Below are 16,582 nucleotides of genomic sequence, written 5' to 3'. Positions count from 1 at the left end.
CTCACGGCCTGGTTTTCTTGGCCGGTGTACTCATGACATCGTCATCGCCTTTAGCGGCGGTCGAGGTCGGCACTTCTTGTTTTGATTCAACTGGCTCGGATTTTGGCCAAACGCTAAACATGCCTTCGATAATTTCACTTGCGGACATATTGACCGCCATGTGCTGCTTCGGTGAGTTATTTACGGCAGTTGGATGTTTGCTCTGATTCATGACGGGCTCCTAAAAATGTGGCCGTGTCCATGATGCGTATTGTTCAGGGCAAGGTCTGTACGGCGCCGTACGTTAATCGCTGTGCGATCAAAAACGTACGGCGCTTTACATCAGATTCTTCGGCCTTGGATGACGCGAATAAGGACGACGATAATGGCCACGACCAAAAGAATATGGATGAATCCACCGATCGTGTAGGAAGACACCATGCCTAGTGCCCACAGAACGAGTAATACGATAGCGATTGTTGCGAGCATGTTGAGCTCTCCGAATATTTAAAGTTTGTTAGAGCATTTAGAGTGGGCCAGACTGGAAGCGAGGGTCTGTGCGGCATCGCACCTAAGCGGTCCGAATGCTTGCTAAGCCTTATATGGCCGGCACAAGAAAGATATGTACGGCATCGTACATATAGAGAAGTATGGTGAGAGTATGCTGCTCTCTTGGTGGTCTTGTTCCACCCCTTTTGAGCAGCTCCTAAATGCCCCATTCGCATAATCCGCATCAAAACCGTCTCTTGGCTGCTTTGCCAGCTGAAGTGCAAACGCGTTTGTTACCGCACCTTGAGCTAGTCGAGATGCCATTGGGCAAGGTTTTGTATGAATCCGGCGACGCGATGCGGCACGTTTATTTTCCTACCGATTCCATCATCTCTTTGCTTTATGTGATGGAGAGCGGTGCTTCAGCAGAAATTTCTGTCGTCGGTCATGAAGGACTCATTGGCGTCGCACTATTTATGGGCGGCGAGAGCACGCCGAGTCGCGCGATTGTGCAGAGCGCGGGCTTTGCTTATCGCTTGTTAGGGCAGCGACTCAAAGATGAATTCAATCGTCATGGCGAGATGTTGCTACTAATGCTGCGTTATACGCAGGCACTCATCACGCAGATGGCGCAAACCGCAGTCTGTAATCGACATCACTCTGTTGATCAGCAGTTGTGCCGCTGGCTGTTGCTGTCTTTGGATCGCCTACCGACCAATCAACTCACGATGACTCAAGAGTTGATCGCCAACATGCTTGGTGTGCGCAGAGAAGGCGTCACTGACGCCGCAGGAAAACTACAGAAACTCGGCGTCATCGAATATAGCCGTGGACAAATCACAGTGCTGGATCGGCCGAAGCTCGAGAAGCTAAGTTGCGAGTGCTACGCAGTGGTTAAGAAAGAGACGGATCGTCTACTTCCTTACACCCTTACTTCTGCGAATGCGTCAATAGCTTGAGAGAGCCCGGGTGCTCTGGGGTTTAACGCACAGAGCACTTTGCTACAGAACCTGCATACTGAGGGATCGGGACAGTTTCAGCTTCTATCCCGTGCCATTGCTTCGGCTTTCCTCCGCTGCGGAGAAATGATGTGCCAGTTGCAATACCGCCATCTGTTACAAATCGTTTGATCAGTGCTTTGCCATCAAAAGAGCGGCGCCGGGTATTTGAGCGTTGCGAACCCGTGAACTTGGAATTTGGAACCGTGCTGTGTGAGCCGGGCGAAGCTTACCGTCATGTTTACTTTCCATTAAACGGATTTCTCTCTCTGGTTGCCACAGTACAAAAGCATCCGCCTTTGGAAATGGGACTGATCGGCAACGAAGGAATGTTGGGCGCCACGATGATACTGGGTGTTAACACCGTGCCCTTGCAAAGCAAGGTGCAGGGTGCAGGAGATGCATTGCGCTTGTCTGCGGTGCAACTCCGAAAAGAAATGCAGCAAAGTCCTGCGCTTCAAAAAATCATTGGACGCTATCTGTTTGTGTTGATGGCGCAGCTTTCGCAGAGCGCGGCTTGTACACGCTTCCACGAGGTAGATGCGAGACTGGCACGTTGGCTATTGGAAACGCATGACCGCTCGCATGCAGAGCAATTTCATCTTACGCATAACTTTCTGGCGGACATGTTGGGGGTTCGCCGGAGCGCGGTAACTATCGCTGCCGGTGGCCTGCAGCGTAAGCAGCTCATCAGCTATAGCCGTGGAGCGATCAGCATCATCAATCGCAAGGGCTTAGAAGCTGCCTCTTGCGAGTGCTACGGTGAAGCCAAGCAAGATTACGCCCAGCTATTCTCCTGAAAATATCCTAGAGAATGGCCGAGCAATTATTTTCTTATATGTTGGGTGCCGAACAGAGCGGTCGTTTTAAAGGGCATAGCCTGAACTCTGAGCTAATCACTCAGAATCCGTCTCCCCCTGGAACCAATTCGGGTCTCCCCCAGATGCGATGGTTCAACCGGATTCACATTTAACCCGTTGCGCCCATGCGACAACGGGTTTTTTCTTGGACGATTAAACCTTGCTGGGTAAATCCACCAACAAGTCAGCCAGCTCGTCTGCGTGCTTTTCTTCCACGGCGAGGATGCCCTTCAGCATTTGGCTGGTGGTTGGATCTTCTGTGCCGATGTACTGGATCAGTTCTCGATAGCTGTCGATGGCAATGCGCTCGGCTATGAGATTTTCCTTGATCATGTCGGACAGGTTGGTAGCAGCGATGTATTCGGCATGGCTGCGCACCGTGAGGCTTTCTGGAGAAAAATCCGGATCGCCACCGAGCTGAACAATACGTTCAGCAATCATGTCTGCATGGCCTTGCTCTTCATTTGAGTGGACCAGGAATTCGGCAGCGATGGCCTGAGCATGAATGCCACGTGCCATGAAGTGATGGCGCCGGTAGCGCAGTACGCAGACTATTTCCGTCGCGAGCGCATCATTCAGTTGTTTGATGACGACTTCTCGATTAGCCGAGTAGCCAGAAGTTACAGCGCCTTCTTCAATGTTTCTACGCGCCTGTTCACGAATGGTCTTGATATCAGTGAGCGCGGGTTTTGTGCTTGTGTTCATGATCAACGCCAGTGAGATTGGAGACTCAATATTGGCGTTAGGCTAAAACGCTGTCGGTACGTCGTCGCACATTAGGATCTAACTCAACTTGTCGGATCTTTCTGTCGTGTGACCTTGACGCCGGTGATGATCGATAAGCCCAGCAAGATGATAGCGCCGACAAAAATCCATTGGTGCGGAACATTGAGCAGAATCGCACCGTATACGAGGCCACCTAAAAATATGGCAACGCCGGTGAGGTAGATTGCGAATGACATGTGAATTCTCCTGCTGATCGTCAATAAAAAGCGCAGATCGATATAACGACTGCGCGATCATTCTTTTGAACTACTCTTCGACAAATAAATAGACGTTGTACTAATAGTTCAGGCGCAACCATGGCCACGCGTTGCTAGCTTTGGACGGAACAACGGTGACCATGGCTTGCTGCTTAAATCTTAATTCTTCTCGAAGAAAGTCTTGACCTGTTTTTCAGCTTCGTCACGCGTAACGGCGTAGCGTTCCTGTACGAGGCCTGCCAGCTTCTGCTGATGACCTTCCAGCTTTAGCAGTTCGTCTTCGGTCAGCTTGCCCCAAGCGATCTTGGCGGCGCCCACTTGCTGTTTCCACTTACCTTTAATTTCGTCAACGCTTGGGATACTCATGAGTTCTTCTCCAAAATTGGTTTGCTTTCACCTGGTGTAGGTGAGACTGGGTTAATGATTTCTGGAATCACTGGAGTCGGAGTGACTTCAGGTGTCTTGCTTGGCTGCGTTACTTCTGGTGCAACCTTGTCAGTCCCAATATCCTGAGACTTCGAAGGAGACTTGTCAGTGCTGTTTCCAGCGCGCTGTTCAATCGTTTTGTTCATGGTGACCTCTGAACCCCACGACTCGCGAAATTGCGAGATACCCGGGATTAATTGACCGGCAAACCTTAACGATTGAGTAATTCATGGTCGGTACGCTGTCACGCATAGGAAATGTAAAAAAATTCTTTGTTGAAATATTTACTCGAATATTTCCACAAAGATTGTAGGAATAGAGATGAAATTTTCCACTGTGTATGCCACCGCACAGAAAAGAGATTGATCGGTAGGAGATTCTCCGCATGCGATGGGACTTAAAGACTCATCCCCATTTTTTATCTAGCCCTTCAGGAGCTTTTCTCATGAGACTTATCAAGCATGTAATCCCCGGCACATTACTGATCGCTCTTAGCGCAGTTTCAGTTAGCGCATTTGCAGAACCGGTTCAGCCGCAGGTCTATATTGGTGGCGGTATCGGCGCAGGCCGAATCAACGGTGAAGATTTCACCAATAATGACGACGACATTGAAGAAAATCGTGTTTCCTGGAAAGCACAGGCCGGTATCAAATTGAATCCGGTGATCTCAATCGAAGGACAGTACATTGACTTCGGTGCAGCCAATCGCAACAGCGATCGCGTGAAGGCTACGGGCTGGACCGCCGGACTTGTTCTCGATATTCCAACAGGTATTTTCGTGACGCCTTATGCTAAAGCGGGCGCGATCCGTTGGAAGACCGACAATCGATTTAACAACCTCAGCGCAAACGAAACCGGCACTGACTTTACTTGGGGCGGTGGCGTGCGCTTCCAACTGGCTGACAATATCGATTTGCGTGCTGAATACGAGCGCTTCCGTTTGGATTCGACTCACGTAGATAATATTGCTGCAACGGTACAGTTCAACTTCTAATCGTTGCTGTTCTGTTGGTAATAAAAAACCCGCCATGGTTATCCATGGCGGGTTTTTTATTGGGTCAAGAGTTAGATTCGGTGCGTTCTATTTTGACCATGCGCAATTCGGAATAATCCCGGCAGTACCAATAGCGTCAGCAATGTTGAAGAGATAATTCCACCAATCACAACGGTGGCGAGCGGTCGTTGCACTTCACTGCCAATGCCGCTGTTGAAAGCCATTGGCACAAAGCCAAGCCCCGCAACGAGTGCGGTCATCAGAACCGGACGCAGGCGAGTCATTGCACCTTCGATGATGGCGTCATCCAAACGCTTTCCGTGCAGAAGTAGATCGCGAATAAAGCTCACCATCACGAGGCCATTCAGCACCGCCACGCCACTGAGCGCGATAAAGCCAACGCCGGCAGAGATAGACAGCGGAATGCCGCGAAGCCATAGCGCCAGCACGCCACCCGTCAGCGCGAGGGGTACGCCGCTGAAGATAATCAGCGCATCGCGCAGCGAGCCAAAAGCCATCAACAACAAGCCCAGAATCACGACGAGCGTCAGCGGCACAACAATCGCGAGTCGCTTGCTGGCGGATTGCAATTGCTCAAAAGTGCCACCGTATTCCAGCCAGTAACCGGCGGGTAGTTTCACTTCATCATCGACGCGTTGCTGCACTTCAGTGACGAAGCTGCCGATGTCACGGCCGCGTACATTCGCAGTAACGACGATGCGACGCTTGCCTTGTTCGCGATTGATTTGATTCGGGCCGGGAGCGATCGTGATGTCCGCCACTTCTTGCAGTGGCACATATCCACCATTGGGTAGCGGAACCGTCAGTTGCTCTAGCGTGCGTGGGTCTGCTCGCATTGCATCAGGCAAACGAATGACGATGTCATATCGACGATCACCTTCAAACAGGGTTCCCACTTCGCTGCCGCCGAAAGCGGTTGCCGCTACGGCTTGCACATCTGCTACTGATAAACCGTAACGCGCCAACAGCTCGCGCTTCGGTGTAATGCTCATCACCGGCAGGCCAGTGGTCTGTTCGGTTTTGGCATCAGCTGCACCGGGTACTTTGCGGAGCACGGCCTCGATCTTTTCGGCCTGTTCATTCAGCACTTCAAGATCGTCGCCGTACAATTTTATCGCCAGGTCAGAGCGAACGCCGGAGATCAACTCGTTCATGCGCATTTGCACCGGCTGCGTGAACTCGTAGTTGTTGCCGGGCACGCGCATCACTGCTGCCTCAAGCTCGGCCACGAACTGTGCTTTTGGTTTGCGTGGATCAGGCCATTCACCGCGATCTTTAAGCATGACAAAAGTGTCGGCTACTGACGGGGGCATCGGGTCGGTGGCCACTTCAGCGGTTCCTAGCTTGGCGAATACGCGCGCAACTTCTGGCAACTTTAAGATTTCGGCTTCCAGTGTTTTTTGCATGCCTACAGCCTGCCCAAGGGCGGTGCCGGGTATGCGCAGTGCATGCAAGGCGACATCGCCTTCATCGAGACTGGGAATAAACTCACTGCCCATGCGCGAGGCTAGGACACCGCAGAGCAGCACCAATGCCAGTGCAGAAAATGCCCAAGCGCGGCGATGATCCAAGGCTGATTCCAGAAGCGGCGCGTATATCTTGCTGGCAAAGCGCATGACGGGATTTTCTTTTTCAGAAATCTTGCCGCTCAATAACAGCGCAACAGCCGCGGGCACAAAGCTCAGTGACAGCACTAAAGCAGCAATCAGCGCCATCACCACGGTTGCAGCCATGGGCTGAAACATTTTTCCTTCAACACCAGTCAGCGCAAATAGTGGGATGTAAACCGCGGTGATGATGCCGACGCCAAACAGGCTAGGGCGGATCACTTCTCGGGTGGATTCGTAAACGGTTTCGAGTCGTTCCTTCAGGCTGAGTGCGCCGCGTCCATGCTGTGCTTCAGCCAATCGACGGATGCAGTTTTCAACAATGATGACTGCGCCGTCCACAATCAAACCAAAATCCAGCGCGCCTAGAGACATTAAATTGGCGCTGACTTGGTTGTGCACCATGCCGCTGATGGTGGCGAGCATGGCTAGTGGGATGACCATGGCGGTGATCAGCGCGGCGCGTAGATTGCCGAGCAGCAGAAACAAAACGACGATCACCAACAACGCGCCTTCCAACAAGTTCTTCTTGACGGTGTCGAGCGTTTTGTCGACTAGCGCGGTGCGGTCGTAAACCGTGCGGGCTTCTAGGCCCGGCGGCAGACTCTTTTGAATCTCGGCCAGCTTTGCCGCTGTGGCGCGAGAAACTTTGCGCGAGTTTTCACCGACGAGCATGAACACAGTGCCCAGAACTACTTCGTGTCCATTCATCGTTGCAGAGCCGGTACGCAGTGCACCGCCCCAAGCTATTTCTGACACTTCACCCAAGGTAAGCGGCGCACCGTGCACCATTTTCACAACAACGCGACGTACATCATCCAAACTGGCGACTTGTCCGGGTGAACGGATCAGGTACTGCGCGCCATTGCGCTCGATATAACCAGCGCCGGTGCTGGCGTTGTTACGCGAGAGCGCGGCGCTGATATCTTCAAACGTCAAACCATAAGCCAGCAGTTTTGCGGGCAGGGGAGAGACCAGCACTTGGCGTTCTTGTCCGCCGATGCTGTTGACCTCGGTGACGCCGGGGACCTTGGCAAGCTGCGGTCGCACGATCCAGCGCATGGCGTCGTGCAGATCAAACACGTTGTAAGCAGTGCCGTCAGCTTTAAGCGCTCCTTCCTTGGGGTCGACGGTGAACATGAAAATTTCACCGAGGCCTGTAGCCGTTGGACCTAGATTCGGTTCCAGCCCATCAGGCAATAAGCTCTTCACCTGTTGAATACGTTCGCCGACCAACTGCCGTGCAAAGTAGAGATCGGTGCCATCGGCAAACACCACGGTGACTTGCGACAAGCCATAGCGCGACAGCGAGCGGGTGTAATCCAGTTTGGGCAAACCGGCCATCGCGTTTTCGACGAGATAGCTGACGCGTTGCTCGGCTTCCAGCGGTGAATAGCCGGGAGCCTCGGTGTTGATTTGCACCTGTACATTGGTGATATCAGGGACAGCGTCAATCGGCAGACGGTTGTAGTTGTAAAATCCTAAAGCAGAAATCAGCAATACAGCGGCCATCACTAGCCAGCGCTGCGCAAGTGAGAAGCGAAGAATCTTTTCGATCATGGCGCTGCTCCTAGTGGTCGTGTGAAGCGCCAGACTTTTCGATGTCGGCTTTCACGAGATAGGAATTTGCAACAACCACACGCGCACCCGCAGCAAGGCCGCTCAGAACTTCAGCGCTGTCGCTATCTCTACGGCCCAGTTTCACCGGCTGTGCTTGATAGCGATCACCTTCGTTGACAAACACCACATCCCAATCGCGGAACGTTTGTAGTGCGCTGAGTGGCACGATCAAAGCCGCATTGGATTCACCGACAGTGACATCAGCATTCACAAACTGGCCCGGCGTCCACTCGCCTTTGCTGTTATCCAGCACGACGCGCGCACTGAGTGCTTGATTGGCTGCGCCAACAGGAGAAACAAAACCGATGACGCCGGTGCCTTGAGCAACGCCATCCGCGGCTTTGATCGTCACGGATTGTCCCGGTTGTAGGCGAGTGCGATCACGTGGAAACACGCTGAGTTCGGCGCGCACACTAGAGAAATCGGCAATCTCAAATAGGGCTTCTGTACCGGCGGCTTCACCGTGATTGGTGTTGCGCGCTGTGAGCGTTCCGCTGATCGGCGCGGTGACGGTATACACCTGCAAGCTCTCGTTGCTTTCGACTGTGGCCAGTGCTTGGCCTTGGCGAACGGTGTCGCCGACCTTCACGCTGACGCTACGAACGATGCCGGGGAATCGAGCAGTGACTGCGCGCATACGCTCTGGGTTGGCTTGAATGCTGCCGTAGAGCGCCAGCGTTTCGTGCAGCGCACCACCGCCGATCACCGCGGTTTTCAAGCCTGCAGCCGTGGCCATGTCGGTGGCAATGCGGACTTGGCCTTCAGGCGACGCGTAGTTCCAGCTATGCACTTTGCCAGCGTGTGTGGCTTTGACGGTGACGTCGAAGGAGTGCGGCTCATATACGACTACGTCGCTGCGAAGATAATCTTCCTTCGGCGCAAAGACGTGCTGATCGCTGATGCCATTCTGCATGCCGTTGACGCGACGCAGGGTCGTGCTTGCTTGCACATCTTTCAGCGCAATAGGTTTGCCACCAACGCTAGGGTAAAGCCGGAATTCGGGTGGAACACCGTTTTCAAAGATCGTGACCTCCAAGGAAAAATCGCCGTCTTTAAGTAGGCGACCGCCATGTGGACCTTTAATAATTTCTTCGGCGTGTGCAGCTTCACCGTCGGCGTGTTCGCCATGACTGGCTTCGTCGCTTGGTGACTTGCCGCATGCGGCGAGTAATAGAACTGTGCTGAACAGTGCTGCTTTAACAATGATGGAATTCATGATGGCGCTCGAATGTTGTGGGCGAACTGCGCAGGCTTTATTCAGCATGGCGATCTGTCGCGTTGTCAGAAATAGGCGCAGCAGTGAGGCGCTCAATTTCGGTATGGAATAAATGGGCGTTGGCCGCGGACTCAATCAATGCACGCTGCACCGCGACGCGCTCGCGTTGCGCATCAACCCATTCCAGATAGCCATAGCGTCCGCGCTGATAGGCGTATTCGGTTGCCTTGAGTGCTTCTTCCATCTTCGGCAGAACCTTGTCGCGCAGGGTTTCAGCTTCAGTGATGGAGTGCTTTAGCTCTTGCACCAACTCGAACAAACTGGTTTCTGCTTTGAGCTTTGCTGCGGCTGATTCAACGTCCACGCCTTCGCGAAGTGCTTGTGCTTCCGCAATTGCGGGCTGAGCCTGCTTGCGGCCAAACAACGGCATAGTGAATCCCGCTACAAATGCGGTGTCGTCGCTGTCTTGCAAACGGCGCAGGCCAGCCGAAACCGTGTAATGTGAACTGGCCTTTGCTTTGGCGAGTTGTACCTCTGCATCGCGTTGCCGGGCTTCGGTAGCAAAGCGTAGAAAGTCTGGGCTTGATGCCAACTGCGTCGTTAGCACTTCAAAGTCAGCGATCTGCGGTAGTTCAAACAACTGAGCGCGCACTTCGCCAAACTTGACTTCACGCGAGCCCCACATCGCCGCCAGTTTCCTGCGCGAGGTCAGCAGTTCGTGTTCAGCATGTTCCTGCTCCACTTCGGCGCGAGTGAGCACAATGCTGGCGCGGTGCAGTTCCACCTCTGGCGACTTCGCTGCTTTTACGCGACGCCGCACTTCGTTGACGGTTTTCTCAGCGAGCTGTGTCGCCAGTTCGGTGAGACGCAACTGTTCTTGATCGGAGGCGACATGGATGTAGCGGCGCGAGACTTCAGCAAGCACATCCAGTTGTGCTGACTTGCGCGCGATATCGACGCTGTCGATTCCTGTGCGGGCCAGTTCAACGCGGCGTTGGCGTTGATTGCCCAGTTCAATAACTTGTGAGAGTGCAAAGGTTGCTTCAAGGCCAGTCGCTCCGCGTGTGCGGCCTGTGCCTAAAAAGTTTTCGAGCTGAACATTGAGTTCTGGCGCAGGCTTTAAATCAGCAGCATCAACACGTGTCGATTTGGCTTTGAGCTGAAAAGCGAACTGCGCAAGATCAGGATTGCGCTCGAGTGTGAGCGCAACAGCCTGTTGAAGGCTAAGCGCAGGGAATGACGTAGCGGATTGATCCGCCAACACCACAGGAGTGAGCAGCACGCAGGCGGCTGCAATAAAAAATCGAAACAAAGACAAGGGTTTTCTCCAACAGCACTCTTTAGATGAGTGCGGCGCCGCAAATGCGGCTAGGCAAGGCAGGCCGCGATGCGGCTGCGCTTGAGTGGACTAGGAGAGAAGTCCGGGAGGCCCGTTGGCAGGCGGGTGAAGTGTGAAGGGATGTTGCAGACGCGGTGCATCGAAATCTTTTACGCGTGGAATGTTTTTCGGTCTGCGTACAAAAAGCAGCAACATCACCAGCATTAACAAGCCGGACGGCAAAAGATTTACTTTGATCTTGGCAAGCGCATTGTCGACAGCGTTGATCTCGACATCACCGTGCGTTGCATGGCCCGTGCTCGCCGCGTCGTGGTGTTCATTGTTGTGCAAGCCCGCATCAGCAAAGTGCAGCTCAATCGACGCAGGATGAGCGGTGTCGCTGATGTCACTGTGCATGTGGTGGTGCAAACCCATGATTTGCGTAAACAGCAGCGTCCCGGCCATTAAGGCCAGAAGGATGCGCTGTAGGGTGGGATTGCGTTTCACGGGTATTAGCGTATCAGAGGATTCAGTGGAAACGGCCAAACTTAACAAAGAAACCCGCCGTAATTGCCCACGGCGGGTTCTTTGTTCTCCTCTTGCGCACTCTTCTTATTAGAGGAAGCGCCCAATCAGTTCCTTCATGATCTCGTTCGTACCGCCATAAATGCGCTGCACGCGTGAATCGCGCCAGAGGCGTGAGATCGGGTACTCGTTCATATAGCCGTAGCCACCGTGCAACTGCAGGCAGAGGTCGATGATCTCGAACTGCTTGTCGGTGATCCAGTACTTGGACATTGCGGCGGTCGCTGCGTCGAGTTTTTTGATCAGCAACAACTCGGTGCACTTTTCCACGAATACGCGAGCCAGCGTTGCTTCGGTGCGAGCCTCGGCAAGTTTGAAGCGGGTGTTCTGGAAATCAATGATGCTGCGACCAAAGGCCTTGCGGTCTTTGCAGTACTGCGTGGTCATGTCGAGTGCGAGTTCAATCGCAGCAACGCCAGCCAGTGCAACAATCAAACGCTCCTGCGGCAACTGCTGCATGAGCTGCATAAAGCCCTGACCTTCGTTTTTGCCGAGCAGGTTGGACTTTGGAATGCGGACGTTCTCGAAGAACAATTCCGAAGTGTCCTGACCGTGCATGCCAACCTTCTCAAGGTTACGGCCACGACGGAATCCGGTGACCTTGTCAGGCTCAACTACAACCAGCGAAATGCCTTTGGCTTTTTCGGCGGTGTCGGTTTTGACCACAACAATGATCAAGCCAGCCTGCTGACCGTTGGTGATGAACACCTTCGAGCCGTTGAGGACGTATTCGTCGCCATCAGCAATCGCGGTGGTGCGAACGCTTTGAAGATCCGAGCCAGTGCCTGGTTCGGTCATTGCGATTGCGCCAACGTGTTCGCCGGTAGCGAGTTTAGGCAGCCACTCTTTCTTCTGCTCTTCGGTGCCGTAGTGCAGGATGTAATGCGCGACGATGCCGTTGTGCAGCGACAGACCCCAAGCGCTGCAACCCGCCTTGGCTTGTTCTTCGATTAGAACTTTTTCGAATGCAAAGTTGCCGTCACCGCCGCCGTATTCGGACGGGATGCTCGGGCAGAGCAGGCCGAGTTCGCCGGCTTTGGTCCACAGGTCGCGATCAACGCAGCCTTCTTCATCCCAACGCAGAACGTTAGGTGCAACTTCGGTCTGCATGAAGCGACGTGCAGTTTCCTGAAACATGGTCAGCTCGTCGGTGACGTAGCTGCCCTGGGCGAGTAGTGCGTTAAGCATTGAACGTAGATCCTTCTTTAGCCATCTTTACGAGTATTGCAGCGGGCTTGAAACGCTCGCCGTATTTCTTTGCCAACTCTTTCGAGCGGTTCACAAACTTTTCAAGGCCATAAGCATTGATGTACTGCAGCGCGCCGCCTTGGTGTGGTGCAAAGCCCCAACCAAAGATCGAACCGATGTTGGTGTCGCCGACTGCTTCGACCACGCCTTCGGCGTAGCACTTGGCAGCTTCGTTGGCCTGCGCAAACATCATGCGATCGATCAGTTCTTGCTGTGGCAACTGCGCTTGAAGCGGGAATGCCTGAGCCAGACCGGACCACAGATGCTTCTGACCACCGACTGGATAGTCATAGAAACCAGCGCCAGCTTTTTTGCCCGGACGCTTGAGTTCATTGCACATCTTTTCAACGACAGCGACGCCCGGATGTTCAGCGACGGTCTTGCCTTCTGCTGCGTAGTCTTTGCGCGTCTGCGTCAGCACGTGCAGCGACAGCGACAGTGACACTTCGTCTTGAACGGCGAGCGGACCCACCGGCATGCCTGCCTGCAGACCTGCCATTTCGATAGAGCGAGGATGCTGCCCTTCGGCCAGCAACGTCATACCCTCCATGGGGTAGGTGGCGAAGCAGCGTGAGGTGTAGAAACCACGTGAATCGTTGACGACGATAGGCGTCTTTTTGATCTGCTGAACGTAGTCAAAACCACGTGCCAGCGTTTCTGCGGACGTCTTCTTGCCCTTGATGATTTCGACCAACGGCATCTTGTCGACAGGCGAGAAGAAGTGCAGGCCGATGAAGTTTTTCGGACGTTCGCTCGCTTCGGCAAGGCCAGAGATTGGCAGCGTTGAAGTGTTGGATGCGAATACGGCGTCTTTGCCAATGATGGCTTCAGCCTTCTTGGTCACGTCTGCTTTGATCGTGCGATCTTCGAATACAGCTTCGATGATCAGGTCAGCGCCGCTGAGATCTTCGTAGCTGGTGGTGGCTTTGATGCGAGCGAGGAAAGCGTCTTTACCTTCCGCAGTCTGACGGCCTTTCTTGATGTCCTTGTCGAGCAGATTTGCTGAGTAGGCTTTGCCCTTGTCAGCAGCTTCTTGCGTCGAGTCGAGCAGCACAACTTCGATGCCAACCTTGGCGGACGAGTAAGCAATGCCTGCGCCCATCATGCCGGCGCCGAGGATGCCGACTTTCTTCACCGTCGACTTCTCAATGCCTTGCGGACGTGAGCTGCCCTTGTTGATAGCGTTGAGCTGGAACCACAGCGTGCCGATCATGTTCTTGCTGACCTGCGAGGTCACGAGGTTCGCGAAGTAACGCGATTCAACTTCGCAGCCGGTGTCGAAGTCGACGATGCCGCCTTCGAACACGCAGGACATGATGTTGGTGATCGCAGGGTAGTTGCCGTAGCTCTTGGCGCTGGCCATCGAAGGCGCAATCGCCCAGACCTGTGCATTCGCTGGGCTCTTGGAGTCGCCACCCGGCCATTTGAACTTCTTGTCGTCCCAAGGCTGGACGGCGTTCGGGTTTGCGACAATCCATGCGCGCGCTTTGGCGAACATGTCGTCCGCATCTGCGGCTACTTCGTGAATGAGGCCTGCTTGCTTGGCTTTTTCTGGGTTCAGCGTCTTGCCTTCAAGCATCAGAGGCAAGGAAGGCTGAATGCCGATCAAACGTGGCAAACGCTGAGTGCCGCCGCCGCCTGGCAACAGGCCGAGCTTCACTTCAGGCAAGCCGAACTGCGTCTTCGGATTGTTAATTGCAACGCGATAGTTACAAGCCAGCGCGAGTTCCAAGCCGCCGCCGAGAGCTGTGCCATTGAGTGCAGCAACAACCGGGCGGCCGAGCTTCTCCATGCGACGCAGCAATTTCTTGAACTGTTCTGCGAGTTCAAATGCAACGGCTGGATCAGTGATTTGCACAACGCCATCAATGTCAGCGCCAGCAAGGAATTCTTTCTTGCCGGAGGTGAGGATGACGCCTTTGACGTTCTTGTCTTCTGCAATGCGCGTGATCGCATCGCTGAGTGGGTTCGTCAGGTCCGGGTGCAACACGTTCATCGGGCGACCCGGGAGGTCTAGTGTCAGCGTGACGATGCCGTCAGCGCCTTGATCGTATTTAACTGCGGTCATGTGTGCTTCCTTATTCTATTGTTTGTCAGTGCGCGCTTAGGCGCGTTCGACGTGAACGTTACGTTCACACACGTTCGATAATCGTTGCGATGCCCATACCTGCGCCTACGCACAGTGAGGCAAGACCAACCTGCTTATTGGTGCGTTCCATTTCATCGAGCAGCGTGCCGAGAATGGCGCAGCCAGTTGCACCGAGCGGATGGCCCATGGCGATAGAGCCGCCATTGACGTTGACGAGTGCTGGGTCGATATCAAGATCACGCTGTGCGCGCATCACAACTGCGGCAAACGCTTCGTTGATTTCGAACAGATCAATGTTCTTCGCGGTCATGCCAGCGCGTGCCAATGCTTTCTTCGAAGCAGGGCCGATGCCGGTGAGCATGATCGTTGGTTCGGAACCGATCACTGCCGTCTGCACGATGCGTGCGCGTGGCGTCAGGCCGAGTTTCTTGCCGATTTTCTTGTTGCCGATCAGCATCAGTGCAGCGCCATCAACGATGCCCGAGCTGTTGCCAGCGTGGTGCACGTGGTTGATCTTTTCCAGCGTGGTGTATTTGCGCAGGGCAGTAGCGTCGAAGCCCATCTGACCCATCTGTTCGAACGAAGGCTTCAACAAACCGAGGCCTTCCAACGTTGCATCCGCGCGGATGAATTCGTCGTGATCCAGAACGGTCATGCCGTTGAGGTCTTTAACCGGGATCAGCGATTTGGCGAAGCGGCCTTCAGCGCGAGCTCTGGCAGCTTTCTGCTGCGAGGCGAGTGCAAATGCGTCGACGTCCTGACGCGAGAAACCTTCCAGCGTAGCGATCGTGTCAGCGCCGATGCCTTGTGGTGCGAAGCCGGTCATCTGATTCACGCGTGGGTCCATTGCCCATGCGCCGCCGTCTGAGCCCATGGCCCAACGCGACATGCTTTCAACGCCGCCAGCAACGACGAGGTCTTCAAAACCCGAGCCGATTTTCTGTGCAGCGATGTTGACGGATTCCAAACCCGAAGCGCAGAAGCGCGACTGCGTCACGCCGGCAACGCTTTCAGCCCACTGCGCATACAACACAGCAACGCGAGCAAGGTCAGCGCCTTGTTCGCCAACAGGCGTAACGCAACCAAGGACGAGGTCATCGACCAGCGAGGTGTCGAGATTCTTGTTGCGAGCTTGAAGAGCCCACAGCAGGTTGGCGACGAGATGGATCGGGGTCACCTGATGCAGGCTGCCGTCCTTCTTGCCCTTGCCGCGCGGGGTGCGTACGGCGTCGTAAATAAACGCTTCTGTCATGACTATCCTCTGTTGCAACTATTGGTAAGGTAAATTACCATACGTTGGTATTGCTTGGGTTTGTAGGCGAGCGCGTACAAGTTGGAAAACTTGGTTACGCATCGGTTAAATTCAAGGCCGCCGGAGCATAAGCACAGTGAACACTAGCGTCAATGAGTTTTCCGGCCAGCAAGTTGTGTAATTTGACCACAAGGGAGTAACAAAAATTACTTATGAACGCCAAAACAGTTTCTAAAACGGCGGCGGTAATGGGGGATCGGGGCCAGTTGGACCCAGAAACACGCGAACGCATTGAGCAGGCGGTGCTCGATGTCTTTGCTGATCGTGAGTTTCATCGCGTTGGTTTGATTGAGATTGCGCGTGCAGCCAATGTCAGTCTTCAGACCATCTACAAGTACTACGGCAGCAAAGAAGCGCTGCTGTTCTCCAGTCTGGATGCATGGCTCAGCAAGCTGGCCGTGCGCATGATCGATCACCTGCAGGGCATCGAGGACATCAAGGAGCGTTTTCGCAAGGTGTTCTGGGTGACGCTGGATTTCTTTGAGCACAATCCCAAAGTCGCGCAGATGATGATGAGCTCGGTTTACGTCAACACATGGCGCAAACAGGACAACTACTCGAATCCGATTCTGTTCGGCACCTTTCTGAAGGTGTTGCGCGAAGGGCGTGCGAAGGGCGTTTTGAATGATGAAGTCGACGAGAAGTTCTTGCTCGATTACATCTTCGGCGTCACGGGCCGTTTGGTGCAGATGTACATCCACCGTGGTCAGAAAGAGCCGGTGACCAAGCACGCCAATCAGTTGTTTGAAATGTTGTGGCGCGCGCTCGCTAAAGCGCCATAAGGAAATTCTGTACCACCCCTTGTCATTCCGAGCGTAGCGAGGAATCTTGCTGTTG

At 54.0% G+C, this 16,582-nt stretch carries 17 protein-coding genes; 4 read left to right on the top strand and 13 right to left on the bottom strand.

The annotated features are described in order from the left end of the window. Window position 1: 1 nt before the first annotated feature. Complete coding sequence (locus tag CJD38_RS06525) at window positions 2–211, bottom strand: hypothetical protein (RefSeq protein ID WP_107939493.1); 210 nt, start codon at window positions 209–211, stop codon at window positions 2–4. A 110-nt stretch (window positions 212–321) separates the two neighbouring features. Beyond that, window positions 322–468, bottom strand: a complete 147-nt coding sequence (locus CJD38_RS18890; protein WP_107939492.1) for a lmo0937 family membrane protein — start codon at window positions 466–468, stop codon at window positions 322–324. Window positions 469–689: 221 nt separating this feature from the next. Between CJD38_RS18890 and CJD38_RS06515 the strand changes: the two genes are divergently transcribed. Next, entirely contained in the window at window positions 690–1,427 is a 738-nt protein-coding gene (locus CJD38_RS06515; RefSeq protein WP_107939491.1) for a Crp/Fnr family transcriptional regulator, read from the top strand. A gap of 224 nt (window positions 1,428–1,651) precedes the next feature. Continuing rightward, window positions 1,652–2,266, top strand: a complete 615-nt coding sequence (locus CJD38_RS06510; protein ID WP_206362903.1) for a Crp/Fnr family transcriptional regulator — start codon at window positions 1,652–1,654, stop codon at window positions 2,264–2,266. Between the two features lie 213 nt (window positions 2,267–2,479). Here the strand turns inward: CJD38_RS06510 and CJD38_RS06505 are convergent, their stop codons facing one another. The 4 genes from CJD38_RS06505 to CJD38_RS06495 all read right to left on the bottom strand — a co-directional run bounded on the left by CJD38_RS06505 (window position 2,480) and on the right by CJD38_RS06495 (window position 3,881). Further along, window positions 2,480–3,031: a ferritin-like domain-containing protein gene (locus CJD38_RS06505; protein WP_107939490.1), complete on the bottom strand. Its 552-nt coding sequence runs from the start codon at window positions 3,029–3,031 to the stop codon at window positions 2,480–2,482. 83 nt (window positions 3,032–3,114) lie between these two features. Further along, window positions 3,115–3,288, bottom strand: coding sequence for a hypothetical protein (locus CJD38_RS18500; RefSeq protein ID WP_170107362.1), 174 nt, complete (start codon window positions 3,286–3,288; stop codon window positions 3,115–3,117). Between the two features lie 180 nt (window positions 3,289–3,468). Beyond that, complete coding sequence (locus CJD38_RS06500) at window positions 3,469–3,675, bottom strand: CsbD family protein (RefSeq protein ID WP_107939489.1); 207 nt, start codon at window positions 3,673–3,675, stop codon at window positions 3,469–3,471. Next, complete coding sequence (locus tag CJD38_RS06495) at window positions 3,672–3,881, bottom strand: hypothetical protein (protein WP_107939488.1); 210 nt, start codon at window positions 3,879–3,881, stop codon at window positions 3,672–3,674. The genes CJD38_RS06500 and CJD38_RS06495 overlap by 4 nt, the downstream gene beginning before the upstream one ends. 299 nt (window positions 3,882–4,180) lie before the next feature. Here CJD38_RS06495 and CJD38_RS06490 point away from each other — a divergent pair, with 299 nt between their 5' ends. Then, on the top strand, window positions 4,181–4,729 hold the full coding sequence (locus CJD38_RS06490; protein WP_161554176.1) for a porin family protein: 549 nt from the start codon (window positions 4,181–4,183) through the stop codon (window positions 4,727–4,729). A 71-nt stretch (window positions 4,730–4,800) separates the two neighbouring features. Here the strand turns inward: CJD38_RS06490 and CJD38_RS06485 are convergent, their stop codons facing one another. The 7 genes from CJD38_RS06485 to CJD38_RS06455 all read right to left on the bottom strand — a co-directional run bounded on the left by CJD38_RS06485 (window position 4,801) and on the right by CJD38_RS06455 (window position 15,685). Further along, complete coding sequence (locus CJD38_RS06485) at window positions 4,801–7,917, bottom strand: efflux RND transporter permease subunit (RefSeq protein ID WP_107939486.1); 3,117 nt, start codon at window positions 7,915–7,917, stop codon at window positions 4,801–4,803. A gap of 10 nt (window positions 7,918–7,927) precedes the next feature. Continuing rightward, a complete protein-coding gene (locus CJD38_RS06480) occupies window positions 7,928–9,193 on the bottom strand; it encodes an efflux RND transporter periplasmic adaptor subunit (RefSeq protein WP_161554175.1) in 1,266 nt (421 codons plus the stop codon). Between the two features lie 37 nt (window positions 9,194–9,230). Beyond that, window positions 9,231–10,475, bottom strand: a complete 1,245-nt coding sequence (locus CJD38_RS06475; protein ID WP_146165936.1) for a TolC family protein — start codon at window positions 10,473–10,475, stop codon at window positions 9,231–9,233. A 126-nt stretch (window positions 10,476–10,601) separates the two neighbouring features. Next, entirely contained in the window at window positions 10,602–11,018 is a 417-nt protein-coding gene (locus CJD38_RS06470; protein WP_146165935.1) for a hypothetical protein, read from the bottom strand. A 108-nt stretch (window positions 11,019–11,126) separates the two neighbouring features. Continuing rightward, window positions 11,127–12,284, bottom strand: a complete 1,158-nt coding sequence (locus CJD38_RS06465) for an acyl-CoA dehydrogenase family protein (protein ID WP_107939482.1) — start codon at window positions 12,282–12,284, stop codon at window positions 11,127–11,129. Further along, on the bottom strand, window positions 12,277–14,412 hold the full coding sequence (locus CJD38_RS06460; protein WP_107939481.1) for a 3-hydroxyacyl-CoA dehydrogenase NAD-binding domain-containing protein: 2,136 nt from the start codon (window positions 14,410–14,412) through the stop codon (window positions 12,277–12,279). The genes CJD38_RS06465 and CJD38_RS06460 overlap by 8 nt, the downstream gene beginning before the upstream one ends. A 64-nt stretch (window positions 14,413–14,476) precedes the next feature. Continuing rightward, window positions 14,477–15,685: an acetyl-CoA C-acetyltransferase gene (locus CJD38_RS06455; RefSeq protein ID WP_107939480.1), complete on the bottom strand. Its 1,209-nt coding sequence runs from the start codon at window positions 15,683–15,685 to the stop codon at window positions 14,477–14,479. Window positions 15,686–15,933: 248 nt separating this feature from the next. Between CJD38_RS06455 and CJD38_RS06450 the strand changes: the two genes are divergently transcribed. Further along, window positions 15,934–16,527 carry a TetR/AcrR family transcriptional regulator gene (locus CJD38_RS06450; RefSeq protein WP_240783548.1) on the top strand — a complete coding sequence of 198 codons (594 nt, stop codon included), beginning with the start codon at window positions 15,934–15,936 and terminating at the stop codon, window positions 16,525–16,527. Window positions 16,528–16,582: the final 55 nt, after the last annotated feature.

Origin of the sequence: Stenotrophobium rhamnosiphilum, assembly GCF_003052265.1 — a bacterium.
Classification (GTDB): Bacteria; Pseudomonadota; Gammaproteobacteria; order Nevskiales; family Nevskiaceae; genus Stenotrophobium; species Stenotrophobium rhamnosiphilum.
This window is presented reverse-complemented; position numbering and strand designations above follow the sequence as displayed.

Excerpts from the sequence above, each read along its gene's own strand:
- CJD38_RS06525 (WP_107939493.1), bottom strand. The coding sequence starts at position 211 with ATGAATCAGAGCAAACATCCAACTGCCGTAAATAACTCACCGAAGCAG.
- CJD38_RS18890 (WP_107939492.1), bottom strand. The coding sequence starts at position 468 with ATGCTCGCAACAATCGCTATCGTATTACTCGTTCTGTGGGCACTAGGC.
- CJD38_RS06515 (WP_107939491.1), top strand. The coding sequence starts at position 690 with ATGCCCCATTCGCATAATCCGCATCAAAACCGTCTCTTGGCTGCTTTG.
- CJD38_RS06505 (WP_107939490.1), bottom strand. The coding sequence starts at position 3,031 with ATGAACACAAGCACAAAACCCGCGCTCACTGATATCAAGACCATTCGT.
- CJD38_RS18500 (WP_170107362.1), bottom strand. The coding sequence starts at position 3,288 with ATGTCATTCGCAATCTACCTCACCGGCGTTGCCATATTTTTAGGTGGC.
- CJD38_RS06500 (WP_107939489.1), bottom strand. The coding sequence starts at position 3,675 with ATGAGTATCCCAAGCGTTGACGAAATTAAAGGTAAGTGGAAACAGCAA.
- CJD38_RS06495 (WP_107939488.1), bottom strand. The coding sequence starts at position 3,881 with ATGAACAAAACGATTGAACAGCGCGCTGGAAACAGCACTGACAAGTCT.
- CJD38_RS06490 (WP_161554176.1), top strand. The coding sequence starts at position 4,181 with ATGAGACTTATCAAGCATGTAATCCCCGGCACATTACTGATCGCTCTT.
- CJD38_RS06485 (WP_107939486.1), bottom strand. The coding sequence starts at position 7,917 with ATGATCGAAAAGATTCTTCGCTTCTCACTTGCGCAGCGCTGGCTAGTG.
- CJD38_RS06480 (WP_161554175.1), bottom strand. The coding sequence starts at position 9,193 with ATGAATTCCATCATTGTTAAAGCAGCACTGTTCAGCACAGTTCTATTA.
- CJD38_RS06465 (WP_107939482.1), bottom strand. The coding sequence starts at position 12,284 with ATGCTTAACGCACTACTCGCCCAGGGCAGCTACGTCACCGACGAGCTG.
- CJD38_RS06460 (WP_107939481.1), bottom strand. The coding sequence starts at position 14,412 with ATGACCGCAGTTAAATACGATCAAGGCGCTGACGGCATCGTCACGCTG.
- CJD38_RS06455 (WP_107939480.1), bottom strand. The coding sequence starts at position 15,685 with ATGACAGAAGCGTTTATTTACGACGCCGTACGCACCCCGCGCGGCAAG.
- CJD38_RS06450 (WP_240783548.1), top strand. The coding sequence starts at position 15,934 with ATGGGGGATCGGGGCCAGTTGGACCCAGAAACACGCGAACGCATTGAG.